General features: G+C 43.3%; 11 protein-coding genes and 2 tRNA genes. 5 read left to right on the top strand and 8 right to left on the bottom strand.

Annotated elements, in window-relative coordinates; all coding sequences use genetic code 11:
- Nucleotides 1-246 precede the first annotated feature (246 nt).
- The 5 genes from ACYPWY_RS00005 to ACYPWY_RS00025 all read right to left on the bottom strand — a co-directional run bounded on the left by ACYPWY_RS00005 (nucleotide 247) and on the right by ACYPWY_RS00025 (nucleotide 4,328).
- Nucleotides 247-330: transfer RNA gene (locus ACYPWY_RS00005), tRNA-Leu, on the bottom strand.
- A 17-nt stretch (nucleotides 331-347) separates the two neighbouring features.
- Nucleotides 348-420, bottom strand: a tRNA-Gly gene (locus tag ACYPWY_RS00010).
- Nucleotides 421-1,282: 862 nt separating this feature from the next.
- On the bottom strand, nucleotides 1,283-1,747 hold the full coding sequence (locus tag ACYPWY_RS00015; protein ID WP_459683149.1) for a hypothetical protein: 465 nt from the start codon (nucleotides 1,745-1,747) through the stop codon (nucleotides 1,283-1,285).
- Nucleotides 1,744-2,700 carry an aldo/keto reductase gene (locus tag ACYPWY_RS00020; protein WP_459683151.1) on the bottom strand — a complete coding sequence of 319 codons (957 nt, stop codon included), beginning with the start codon at nucleotides 2,698-2,700 and terminating at the stop codon, nucleotides 1,744-1,746. Before ACYPWY_RS00020 ends, ACYPWY_RS00015 begins: the two co-directional genes overlap by 4 nt.
- A gap of 434 nt (nucleotides 2,701-3,134) precedes the next feature.
- Nucleotides 3,135-4,328 (bottom strand): ATP-binding protein, encoded by a 1,194-nt coding sequence (locus ACYPWY_RS00025; protein ID WP_459683152.1) that lies wholly within the window; start codon nucleotides 4,326-4,328, stop codon nucleotides 3,135-3,137.
- Between the two features lie 149 nt (nucleotides 4,329-4,477).
- Here ACYPWY_RS00025 and ACYPWY_RS00030 point away from each other — a divergent pair, with 149 nt between their 5' ends.
- Nucleotides 4,478-5,326, top strand: coding sequence for a sulfite exporter TauE/SafE family protein (locus tag ACYPWY_RS00030; protein WP_459683154.1), 849 nt, complete (start codon nucleotides 4,478-4,480; stop codon nucleotides 5,324-5,326).
- Between the two features lie 2 nt (nucleotides 5,327-5,328).
- A complete protein-coding gene (locus ACYPWY_RS00035; RefSeq protein WP_459683155.1) occupies nucleotides 5,329-5,730 on the top strand; it encodes a DUF1634 domain-containing protein in 402 nt (133 codons plus the stop codon).
- A gap of 66 nt (nucleotides 5,731-5,796) precedes the next feature.
- Here ACYPWY_RS00035 and trxB read toward each other — a convergent pair whose 3' ends face one another.
- From trxB to ACYPWY_RS00050, 3 genes are all read right to left on the bottom strand, one after another.
- A complete protein-coding gene (trxB, locus tag ACYPWY_RS00040; RefSeq protein WP_459683156.1) occupies nucleotides 5,797-6,738 on the bottom strand; it encodes a thioredoxin-disulfide reductase in 942 nt (313 codons plus the stop codon).
- A gap of 108 nt (nucleotides 6,739-6,846) precedes the next feature.
- Complete coding sequence (locus ACYPWY_RS00045; protein ID WP_459683157.1) at nucleotides 6,847-7,485, bottom strand: outer membrane lipoprotein periplasmic chaperone LolA1; 639 nt, start codon at nucleotides 7,483-7,485, stop codon at nucleotides 6,847-6,849.
- A 142-nt stretch (nucleotides 7,486-7,627) separates the two neighbouring features.
- Entirely contained in the window at nucleotides 7,628-10,027 is a 2,400-nt protein-coding gene (locus tag ACYPWY_RS00050) for an FtsK/SpoIIIE family DNA translocase (RefSeq protein ID WP_459683158.1), read from the bottom strand.
- 167 nt (nucleotides 10,028-10,194) lie between these two features.
- Here ACYPWY_RS00050 and rpoN point away from each other — a divergent pair, with 167 nt between their 5' ends.
- The 3 genes from rpoN to gcvH are packed head-to-tail and all read left to right on the top strand — an operon-like array spanning nucleotide 10,195 to nucleotide 12,710.
- Nucleotides 10,195-11,646 (top strand): RNA polymerase factor sigma-54, encoded by a 1,452-nt coding sequence (gene rpoN, locus ACYPWY_RS00055; protein WP_459683160.1) that lies wholly within the window; start codon nucleotides 10,195-10,197, stop codon nucleotides 11,644-11,646.
- 11 nt (nucleotides 11,647-11,657) lie between these two features.
- Nucleotides 11,658-12,305: a hypothetical protein gene (locus ACYPWY_RS00060; RefSeq protein ID WP_459683162.1), complete on the top strand. Its 648-nt coding sequence runs from the start codon at nucleotides 11,658-11,660 to the stop codon at nucleotides 12,303-12,305.
- 24 nt (nucleotides 12,306-12,329) lie between these two features.
- Entirely contained in the window at nucleotides 12,330-12,710 is a 381-nt protein-coding gene (gcvH, locus tag ACYPWY_RS00065) for a glycine cleavage system protein GcvH (protein WP_459683163.1), read from the top strand.
- Nucleotides 12,711-12,809: the final 99 nt, after the last annotated feature.

Genomic DNA, 12,809 nt, shown 5'->3' on the forward strand with positions numbered 1-12,809 from the left:
ATATCAATAGAAAAATAGCATTACAATTCGCCATTCTTCCCCGTAGGGGATACACCAATGAGCAGGTGAATGTCCTACGGACAATTTATGAGGGGGATGAGACTGTTTTCTATTGATATGTAAGCCCTACGGGCTATAATTTCGAGGGTTAATTGGTGAGCCGTTAAACGTTCCCCTATCCGTTGCCCTACAAAACAAGAACACTTGATTATTTATTGATAATCAAGTGTTTATAAAACAGTTTTGTACTCGGAGCGGGACTTGAACCCGCACAACCGTTATGGTCACAAGATTTTAAGTCTTGCGTGTCTACCATTCCACCATCCGAGCAGACCATACTGTATCTGAGCGAAAGACGGGACTCGAACCCGCGACCCCGACCTTGGCAAGGTCGTGCTCTACCAACTGAGCTACTTTCGCATTTTTTTTCTCTTCGCAATAACCGCTTTTCCTTGCCAAGGCCGGAGCCTATATCTTTGGGGCAAGGTCGTGCTCTACCAACTGAGCTACTTTCGCATTTTTTTCTCTTCGCAATAACCGCTTTTCCTCGCCAAGGCCGGAGCCTATATCTTTGGGGCAAGGTCGTGCTCTACCAACTGAGCTACTTTCGCAATTTTTTTCTCTTCGCAATAACCGCTTTTCCTTGCCAAGGCCGGAGCCTATATCTTTGGGGCAAGGTCGTGCTCTACCAACTGAGCTACTTTCGCATTTTTTCTACTTTCGCATTTCAAAAGCGACTGCAAATGTAAAACGTTTTTTCTTTCCTGCAAAGGATATTGGAAGTTTTTTTAGGGTTACGCCAAGTTAAGGCTGAAAGCCTTTAATACCCCAGCCCAACGCAGCGCGCAGTCGTGGTCGGAAGATTATAATTATTTGTTATACAAATATAAAGCTGTGTGTTATTAGCATCATTCCGCAGGAATGATTCGCCCGGTAGAAAAATCAGGCTTAACAGGGGTCGCATTTCGAATGGAATGCGTCCTCGTTAGCTTACTTCTATGCTACCGAGCGATGCAATCCTAAGGGATTGCAGCATCTTAAAGAAATTATATCATTGAAATTTACAATCTTCCGAACACCTCTGCGCGGCGCGTTGGGTTAAGGTTCGGACATCCGTTGTCGGGCTGTAAGCCCAGCATAATGATATGTTGCCCCTTTCAGGGCGCAAAATTGTATTGGCTATCTTTCCCAACGCGCTGCGTTGGGCTGGGGTATTAAAGGCTTTCAGCCTTAGCCTGTTCGGACTTCTTTCATGCGTTTGCCCTGGAAGTTTTTTCGCTTCTTAATTCCTTATAAGGTATTCCGGGTACCGGTTAATCACTGCATAATTGTATAACCTCTTTACCGGTGATTCGGGGCCGGACAACCTTACTCCTCCCGATTGTAAATCGTAAACCGACTGGCATTTTTCGCAAATGGCCTGCCCATCCTTATTGGGAACAACCCTGACGGTAGAACTACTTTCGTACGGACAGGCCAAATCGTAGGCTCTTAATTCGGGAGAAGCATTGAAGTCGAAGCCACTGTTGAAAATCAACAGGCCGGCCAATCCAACGGCTTCCCCGCAATTTCGTGGGATTCGGTATGTTTCGCTATGATGGTAAATGGCAAGTCTGTTATCAACTCCATTCAAATTTACACGAAAGTTCACGTAGGAGCCTGAGGGATTCCGTTCCTCGTTTTCGCACGAAAAAAGCAAAAGGGAAAAAACAGGGATAAGTATCCCTGTTTTCATTATACGATTCATGCGTTCAGTATGTTATCTATTTGTTGCAATTCGTCTGCCGAAAATTTCAGCTTGTTCAATGTATCCAGATTATCCTGCAATTGCTTTAGCGAACTTGTCCCGATAATGACGGAGGTCATCCGCTCGTCGCGCAAGGCCCAGGCCAGGGCCATTTGCGCCAGCGTCTGTCCGCGTTCGGTAGCCAATGTATTCAACTTCTTCGCTTTTTCCACAGCCTCGGCGGTTACCTGATCTTTTTGAAGAAATCCGCTTGCTTTGGCTGCTCTGGAATCCTGTGGAATGCCATTCAGGTATTTGTTGGTCAACAAGCCTTGCGCAAGGGGCGAAAAAGTGATGAATCCCGAACCAACTTCGTGTGTCAATTCCAGCATCTGCTCTTCGATGTTTCGCACAAACATATTGTACTTATCCTGATAAATGAGGCAGGGAACATTGTTATCTTTCAATATCTTAAACGCTTTTGTCGCCACCTCGTACGGATATTTCGACAAGCCCACATACAAGGCCTTACCCTGTCGCACAATGTCAACCAAGGCCATCATGGTTTCCTCCACCGGCGTTTCGTAATCGTAGCGATGACTGTAGAATATATCGAAATACTCCAATCCGGTACGCTTCAAGCTCTGGTTGATGCTGGCCATCAGATTTTTTCGCGAACTGCCATCACCATAAGGGCCGTCCCACATCAAATGTCCGGCTTTCGACGAAATGATCAGCTCGTCGCGGTGGCTGCCCAAATCTGTTTTCAGTACTTTCCCAAAGGTTTCCTCCGCACTTCCGGGAGGCGGACCGTAGTTGTTCGCCAAGTCGATATGAGTTATTCCCTTTTCAAAGGCCTGACAAAGCATCTGCCTCGAATTTTCGTGAACGTCAATTCCGCCGAAATTATGCCATAATCCCAACGAAATAATGGGCAATTTTAACCCGCTATTACCACAAAATTTGTAAATCATGCTATTACTGTTATAAAGTTATATTTGTTTAATTAGCCAGTAAGCAAATATAAGGATTAAGTTGTTACGGTTACCGCCAGCGGGTAAAAAATAAGAGTTTTTAAGGATTGTATCGTTGTCGGGGGCAGTAATTAGCACACGGATTACACGGAGATAACAGAATAACATTCGGATTCTATTAAAAAAATCTATAATGTTTATTTTTTGAATCTCATTTTCATGTGTTTGCCCTGCCATTAAGCATTAACCATTATTTTTAATACCTTTGCAAAAAAAATAGAATAAGGGAAATTAACCACTAACCATTAGTTATGTCGCTCGAATTATTTACAATACTCCTCTTTCTGGGCGCTACTACCCGTCAAAAATCATCAAAATAAAACATAATTACCACAAAATCAAACCGTAACAACGACATTTTTTGCCGGCAGTTTTCACAGTTGAAATAATTCCGCAGGATTCATGCTCAAAAACTTTTCAAATGGGATACCGTCGGTTCCCACCAGATAAATACCACGGGGGCGGAATTCTTCATTGAATAAAGACAAGCCTTTGTTAGCGCTTTCTTTGCCGCTTTTTACTTCTATGGCCACAATATCGTGTCCCTTTTCAATCACATAATCGACTTCAAAACCTCCCTGATTCCAATAATAAACATTGAATCGATATTTTAATCCGCTGTTTATCAGGTGTGCCCCTACGGCGGATTCGGCAAATCGTCCCCACTCCTTGTGGTCGTTGCGCAGGGTTTCAAACGACACATGCTGACCGGCAGCAAGCAATGCATTGTTATGTACCTGAAATTTGGGTTTTGACGCCCGTTTACGGATAATATCGGCAGCATATTTTTCCAATCCCGAAAGCAGTCCTGCTTCTTTGAGCAAGCTAAGGTATCCCGACAAGGTGGTGAGATTCCCCGATTCTTGCAATTCTCCTTGTACTTTTGTGAGGGATAAAATCTGCGAAGAATATTTACAGCCAATGTCAAATAATCGCTTTAAGAGAATGGGCTTATCGACACGTGTCATCATCAGAATATCTTTAGACAAGGTGGTCTCTACCAACGATTCGCGGACGTAATCTTTCCGGCGTTCTTCGTTTCCTATCAAAGATGCAGAGCCGGGATAACCGCCAAAATAGAGGTATTGGTCGAGATTCCATCCAAAAGCATCACGCATTTCATCAAACGACCAGTGAGTAATGTTCGTTAACTCATACCTGCCCGCCAGTGATTCCGTAAGCCCGTTCTGTATAAGCAAGCGCGACGACCCTAACAGAATTACCTTAATGACTGTATCCGAAAAAGAATCAGCATCCCACTCTTTTTTGATAGCCTCACTCCAGTTCGACACTTTTTGCACTTCATCAATGATAAAAAGAATCTCTTTGCTACCGGTTTGTTGTAGTTGCAAGCGCGCATTACTCCACTCCCTGTGAATCCAGGTGTTATCGGCTGCATACAAGTCATCAGCTGTTACAAAATGATGAGCGATGTCTGTTTTCCCCAAAAGTTGTTTGATAAGGGTAGTTTTCCCTACTTGGCGAGGTCCAACCAATATTTGTATAAACTTTCTCGATTCAGATATTCGATCTATAATATCCTGTAATACTGCACGTTGAAATGTCATATAAAATTTTATTAGATATACCTAATTATTTAATTATGTAAAGGTAATAATTTTACCAGAATATATCTACATTTCTGCAAAAGATTTTCCAATTGCCATTTCCCATTTCCCACCAAGCATTATTTTTAATACCTTTGCACCAAAAAAATATGTCGCTCGAATTATTTACAACACTCCTCTTTCTGGGCGCTATTGCTGCCGGATTTGTGGGGTCGTTGACCGGCCTTGGCGGGGGGGTTATTATTATTCCGCTGCTGACGCTGGGGTTTGGCGTTGATATGCGCTATGCTATTGGGGCGGCCTTGGTAACGTCTATCGGCACTTCGTCGGGAGCGGCGGCGGCTTATATCAAAAAGGGGATAACCAATGTCCGCATTGGTATGTTCCTCGAAATTGCTACTACGGTGGGTGCGGTCATTGGCGCCATAATTGCCATATACCTCGATAAAAACTACATTGCCATTGTATTTGGCTGCGTTCTTATTTTTTCGGCATTCCGAAATGTGGCCAACCTGCGCAAAAAGGAGCAATTGACCGGTTCGCCCAAGACCGGGAGCAAACTGGCCGAAAAGCTGAAACTGAACAGCTCCTACCCCACTCCACAAGGCCTTATCGACTACAAAGTGAGCAACGTAGCCAGCGGATTTTCGTTAATGACGTTAGCCGGTATTTTTTCGGGACTGCTCGGCATTGGCTCGGGCGCTTTGAAAGTATTGGCGATGGATACGGCAATGAAAATCCCTTTCAAGGTTTCGACCACGACCAGCAATTTTATGGTGGGCGTAACGGCGGCGGCGAGTGCGGTTATTTACATGCAACGCGGCTACATCGACCCGGGCCTGACGATGCCGATTGTTGTCGGGGTATTAATCGGGGCGTTCTTTGGGTCGAAATTACTGATGAAAGCCAACGTGAAGAACTTAAGATTGTTTTTCAGCCTCATCATCTTCGTCCTCGCTGCCACAATGATGTATAACGGTTTAACAGGGAGGCTGTAACGATGAAAAAACAAGACTGGACAGAAAGGGACATCGAACTCATTATCGGGAAAATCCTGCGATACGGGGTTTTTATATCGTGTGCCATCACCTTGTTGGGAGGCCTTATTTATCTCCTGCAACAACAAGGACAAATACCCGATTACAGCCAAGTGGCCTCGGGAAAAGAATTTACCGGCACAGCGCCCTACCTGCGCGGACTGTCGAGCATTATTCCCCGCATTTTGGAGCTGGATGGCGCCGCAATTATCCAATTGGGAGTTATCATCCTCATCGCCACCCCAATTCTTCGTGTGGCATTCTCAGCCATTGCGTTTTTGGTGGAGAAGGATTACCTGTATATTGCCATTACGCTGCTTGTGCTGGCTATTATAATGGGGAACATGGCGCTGGGATTGCATTAAAATATTAACCACGGAGTTTCACGGAGGATTATTCACATTGGCACATTGCTAATTGGCATATTATTCTCACAACCCATTATCCAGCAAATATCTTTCCACTTCAAGGGCGGCTTTGCAACCGCTGCCTGCTGCTGTAATTGCTTGACGATAAACGGGGTCGGCTACATCGCCTGCGGCATAAACGCCTTCTATATTTGTCTTGGGGGTTCCGTTTATTGTTTTGATGTATCCTGTTTCGAAGAGGTCAAGTTGGCCGGCAAAAATATCTGTGTTGGGGTGGTGGCCTATGGCCAGGAAGAAGCCGTCAATGGCTACATCGTATCGTTCTTCATCTGCTTCGCCCTGACGTTTTACCAGATGTACGCCTTCTACGCCGTTTTCACCGAATAATCCGGTGGCATTAGTCTCGAATAGCGTTTCTATTTTCGGATTGGTCAGCGCCCTTTCCTGCATAACTTTCGATGCTCTCAGGTAGCTTTTCCTGACAATCAGATATACTTTGGCGGCTAAGGAGGACAAGTAGGTTGCTTCCTCGCAGGCCGTATCGCCACCACCTACCACCGCCACCACTTTTTTGCGGTAGAAGAAGCCATCGCAAGTGGCACAGGCCGATACGCCCATACCGGCATATTTGGCCTCGTCGGGCAAGCCCAGATACTTGGCTGTAGCTCCGGTCGAAATAATAATTGAATCGGCTTCTATCTCCTTTTCACCGTCGATAATTGCCTTTTTGGGCTTGGACAAAAGGTCCACCGAAGTAACCACTCCGGCACGAATATCGGCGCCAAAACGTTCGGCTTGCTTTCTCAAATCGTCCATCAGGGCTGCTCCGGTTATGCCTTCGGGGTATCCGGGAAAGTTTTCTACATCCGTTGTGGTTGTTAATTGACCACCCGGCTGGATACCTTCATACAACACAGGAGCCAGATTTGCCCTCGAGGTATAAATGGCAGCGGTATATCCGGCAGGACCGGATCCTATAATAAGGCATCGTACTCTTTCACTCATTTTTCCGTAATTTTTAATGTAATACTGACTACAAAAATAGTATATACAACTCAGGGTTCAAAATATATGCATTCTATATTTCTTATCAACTCATCTAAAATATCTATATCATCTCAAGTCCACAACCTCCAGATTGGGGTATTCTTTTTTGTTAAAAACAAAGGTTTTATCCGAAAGAGCTGTCGCTTTCAGATGCTTCTTTATCAACAGATGATTATTCACCTTGTCTTTCCCTTGCAATGTTATCGAAGCAATGTAATTGGTTGACTGTTCTATCGCCAGAATAATTTTTGATATATCGCTCCCTTTTTTCTGTGGGGTCATTTCAATCACATAAACCGGCTTGCCATTTTCTTTCTTCTCCTTTTTATTCGATAGCTTGAAACCCGATTTATACAAGTTCAACAAAGCCACCGGACTGATGGCGGCCAACTCTTCGCCGGTCGGATTACTGACATTAATCTCGTCTCCCCCTTTCATATAAACCCACTGGGTTTTTCCGTCAAACCAGGTAATACCATCGGGCACATCTATCTTAAATTTGTTGCCTTTTATGTAGGCTTTTCCATCGTGAGTATAGGTTGTTTTCGACTTGGTATCTTCCGTATTAAGAGTGAAGTCCAAGATAAAACCCGCTTCGCTAGAATAAATATTGGACACCCCGTTCAAAATACTCTTTGAGTCATTCTGAGAAAAGCCCGGTTGAAACGTGCAGAGCGCAAGAACGACTATTATTTTAACTCTCATAAATCGCATAACTATCTAATTTTCAATATTAAACCACAATATTATACTATTCTTTATCTATTTTTATAGATAAATATACTCGTTATTCTACAAACACCGGATAAAAGGCGCTATCACTCCTGAAAAAAGACGCAAAAATCCATCAAAAAGCGTTCAGTTTTTGCTCCAGACTATACTCGTCGGCAATCAACACATCGCGGGGTTTGCTCCCTTGTGTTGGGCCAACAATTCCCGACCTTTCGAGCTGATCCATCAAGCGTCCGGCCCTGTTATACCCGATAGCAAATTTCCGTTGAATGAGCGATGTTGAACCTTGCTGATGTATCACAATCAACCGAGCTGCTTCTTCAAATAAGGGGTCTTTTTCAAAACTGGTATCTCCCATTTTATCGCCGTCCGAATCATCTCCGGCATATTCGGGAAGTTCAAATGCATGGGCATATCCTCGTTGGCTCCCGATAAATTGGGCGATGCCTTCCACTTCGGGCGTATCGACAAACGCACACTGAATACGCACTATTTCGCTTCCTTGCGAGAAAAGCATATCGCCCCGGCCGATTAACTGGTTAGCGCCGCTCTTATCCAAAATCGTCTTTGAATCAATCTGCGATGTTACACGGAACGCCATTCGAGCAGGGAAATTGGCCTTTATTGTACCGGTAATAATATTAGTCGTAGGACGTTGCGTGGCAATAATCATGTGCATCCCTACTGCACGGGCTTTTTGGGCGATTCGGGCAATCGGCATTTCAATTTCTTTGCCGGCAGTCATAATCAAATCGCCGAACTCGTCAATGATTACCACTATATAAGGTAAATAGCGGTGCCCGTTCAACGGATTCAACCGCCTTTTTACAAATTTTTCGTTGTACTCTTTAATTGTTCGCACGCTGGCCGCCATCAACAGTTCGTAACGGTCGTCCATTTCCTTCGTCAACGAATTTAATGTTTGGGTAACTTTTGTAACATCCGTGATGATGGCTTTGTCCGCATCGGGCAATTTCGCCAAATAATGTTTTTCGATTCGCGAGTAAATATTAAACTCAACCATCTTCGGATCGACCAATACCATTTTCATTTCGGCCGGATGCTTCTTATATAACAAGGACGTTATGATGGCGTTCAAACCGACTGATTTCCCCTGCCCTGTTGCTCCAGCTACCAGTAAATGAGGCATTTTGCATAAGTCGAACATGAAAACATCGTTCGTAATTGTCTTTCCTAAGGCCACAGGAAGGTCGTATTTGCTCTCTTGAAAAATTTTAGATGCAATTATCGACTGCATGGAGACTATTTGAGGGTCTTTATTCGGCACCTCAATACCAATTGTGCCTTTCCCCGGCATAGGCGCAATGATACGAATACCCAAAGCCGACAAGCTCAATGCAATATCATCTTCGAGATTACGGATTTTGGATATACGAACCCCTGCTTGAGGCACAATCTCGTATAAAGTAATCGTTGGGCCAACCGTTGCTTTAATGGAGGTAATCTCTATGCCATAATTTCGGAGGGTGGTAATTATCTTGTCCTTATTTGCCCGTTGCTCCTCCATATTAACGCCTTTCCCCGAATAGTCGTATATTTTCAGTAAATCTGATGACGGGAACGCGAAGCTTGACAAATCCTTTGTCGGATCATAATCCTCCATTTCTTCCATTTCGTTCCCATTCCCATCTAAGAGTGTATCCGGATCTATATCGTCAATATCATCGCTTTCATCGGTATTATGGGGTTCTATCGTCCGTTCGGGTTGTTTCACTTCTTCCTGATATTCGCCTGCGGGAACCTCCACCACAAAACCATCGTCATCCACCTGCGTAGAAGAGAAAACCGATTCGGGTATTTCATCCTCCGCTTCGTCTGGTTCATCAACAAAATCACCATCCGCAGCTTTATCTTTCGACCTCGAAGCGAGGGTAAAAGGTTTGCCAAATAAATTACGGAAAAACGGAACAGAAGCATGTCGGGTTATGAGAATAAAAATGATCATCAACAAAACAATAACCATCACCACGCCAAACATTCCGATAGCCGCTTCAAGCGCCTGTTCGATAACAAAACCATGACTTCCTCCCCAAACGATATGGCTATCGCCAAATAATTTAGTCAAAACAAAAGCGCTGGTAATCGACCCCCATATAAGAATAAAGGCCGACAACAAGAAAGAACGTACAATGGAAATGGCTGTTACTTTCATCAGTTTTACACCAACAATACCGATGAAAAGGGGTATTATAAGCGAAAAAATACCAAAGCAACCATTGATTAAATTCTCGGCGACAAAGGCCCCTCCTACCCCCGTCCAGTTGTCTATTTCTTGTTTGTGCGAAATCAGATAAAGGAACGATTTGTTCACAACTTTACTTTGGTCTGCCGCCCCCGCAAAGAAGAACGAAATCATGCCAAGCAGCATAAAAGCAGCAAAAAAAACAAGGCAAACCCCCATTAAGAATTGTCCCCTTTCGCTTCTCACAAACCGGAAGAAAGAGGAGATTCCGCTCTTATCTTTTTTCTCCTTTGTATTTTTCTTTTTTGCCATCCCCGTACAAGCTAGTTAATTAATGGATTTGAACAACAAAGTTAGTCTTTTTTTGAAGATTTTACTATTCATACAGAGCAAACACATGCATTTTTATTTAAATTCTAGTTTCTCAAAAAAGTATTTATTACATTTGTAATGCGATCGATTATTTACATTTTACGGTTATGGCCTTAAGACAACAACTGCAACAGAAGCAACAACAAAAGCTCACCCCGCTTCAAATACAAGTCATTAAGTTGACAGAGCTTCCTAGTGTTGAGTTGGAAGAACGGATTAAACAAGAATTGGTCGATAATCCGGCGCTGGACGAAGGAATGGAAGACCCGGCACCGGCCGATAATTACGACGATTTTGATGAAGGCGGCGATATTACTCAGGAAGAAATAACCCTCGGCGACTACCTCAACGAAGAAGACATTCCCGACTACAGGCTCAACAGCTCGTTTCGCCCCGACGAAACCCGCCGGGAAGAACTGCCTTTTTCGGCGACAGAATCGTTTCACGAATCCTTGTTTGCACAACTTCAATTGTGCGAACTGGGTGATAAAGAGCGGAAAATAGCCAAATATATCATAGGAAACCTCGATGAAAACGGCTATTTAGAGCGCCCATTGAGCGCTATTGCCGACGATTTATTGTTTCAGGTAAATATTGACGTACCGGTAGAACAATTAGAAAAAGTTTTGCTGATAATACAAGATTTTGAACCGGCCGGTGTGGGCGCGCGCAATCTTCAGGAATGCTTATTGCTGCAACTGAAAAAAATGCCGGAGAGCGAAATGTTGAAACTGGCAACCATCATCATAAACAAATATTTCGACGACCTCTCGAAAAAGCATTACGAAAAAATCAAAAAAAGCCTTTCGATAACCGACGACTTATTGAAGGAAACCATTCAGTTAATCACATCGCTTAACCCCAAGCCGGGGAACAACTGGGACGACTCGCTGGCGCTGGCAATGAGGACGATAATCCCCGATTTCATCGTAGAAAGTTACAACGATGAAGTGTTTTTAAGTTTAAATAACCGGAACATTCCCGACCTGAAAATAAACCGCGAATATGCCGATATGCTGCAAGGATACAACAAAAACAAGAAAAGTATGAGCAGCGACGCCAAAAATGCGGTGTTATTCGTCAAACAAAAACTGGATTCGGCGCGTTGGTTTATCGACGCCCTCAAGCAAAGGCAAGATACCCTTATGCGGACAATGCAGATTATCATAGATTTGCAGTACGACTTTTTTCTTTCGGGAGACGAAACACAGCTAAAACCAATGATACTGAAAGATGTAGCCGAACGATCGGGTTACGACATTTCCACCATATCGCGCGTGAGCAACAGCAAATATGTACAAACAAATTTCGGTATTTATCCCTTGAAGTTCTTCTTTTCCGAATCGATGCAAAACGATGCCGGCGATGAAATTTCTTCGCGCGAGATTAAAGCAATACTGAAAGAATGCATCGAAAATGAAAATAAAAAGAAGCCCCTTCCCGATGATAAACTGACCGATATTCTGAAGGAAAAAGGATATATAATTGCCCGCCGAACGGTTGCCAAATACCGTGAACAAATGAGCATACCAATAGCGCGGTTAAGAAAAGAAATCTAAATAATACGACTATGAGACTGAACATTTTTTTCGCACATGCTTTTTCTTTTATCTTACAGCCTTTGTTAATGCCACTTTACAGCATAGGATTACTTTTTGCATATACCAATTTCCACGATATATATATGGGACAAATGCTGCGGTTCCTTATCCCTGTATTTATATTCAGTTACTTTATGCCGGTCTTGTTTATAATTATTTTAAACAACCTGAAACTGATAAAGGGTTATGCATTAACCGAGCGAAGAGACCGTGTTTTACCCTACCTGATGACTTGTTTCTCGAATTTAATCCTCGTCTATTATTTTTATCAGTCTTCACATCCGCCTGTTTGGTTTTTAGGCCTCTTATCTATTCCTGTAATTATTATTATATTTGCATTCATTATAAATTTATTCTGGGGAATCAGCCCGCACATGTTGGGAATTGGCGGATTAATCGGAGGAATTATGTCGGTTTGTTTTAATGTAAAAGGATTAAATCCGTTCATATTATTTATCGTATTGTTTATTCTGGCAGGATGCTTGGCTGTTTCGAGGCTGGAACTTAAACGGGATACATCGGCACAGCTATATGCAGGTTTTATTTGTGGGCTTTGCCTGGCCTATTTTTGTGTTTGGGCAGGCGCCTGTTACACACATTCGGCATACAATTTGTAATAATCATATAAAAATGACAATAAAATGAATTTTCCTGAAAATCTTAAGTATTCGAAAGACCACGAATGGATTCGCATAGAGGGCGAGATAGCTTTTGTAGGTATAACAGATTATGCTCAAAAAGAACTGGGCGAAATTGTATATGTCGATGTAAGCGCCGAAGGCGACGAGCTGGCGCAAAACGAAGTTTTCGGAAGCATCGAAGCCGTAAAAACCGTTTCTGACCTATTGCTTCCCGTAGCAGGACAAGTAACCGAAGTGAATGCCAAACTGGAAGACGAACCCGAATTAGTCAATAGCGACCCATACGGCGAAGGCTGGATTGTGAAAATAACCCTAAGCGAACCGGGGAATGTAGCCGGATTGCTTTCTTCGGCGGAATATAGGGGGTTGTTGGGGATTTGATTTATGGCTCGGAAGAATAAAAAAACAAACGATTTTTTCTATCTAGTGGAATTGCAAGCAACAATATGAATAAGAAAATGAATAATAAAAGAGCAAGAA

This window comes from Viscerimonas tarda (assembly GCF_054601255.1).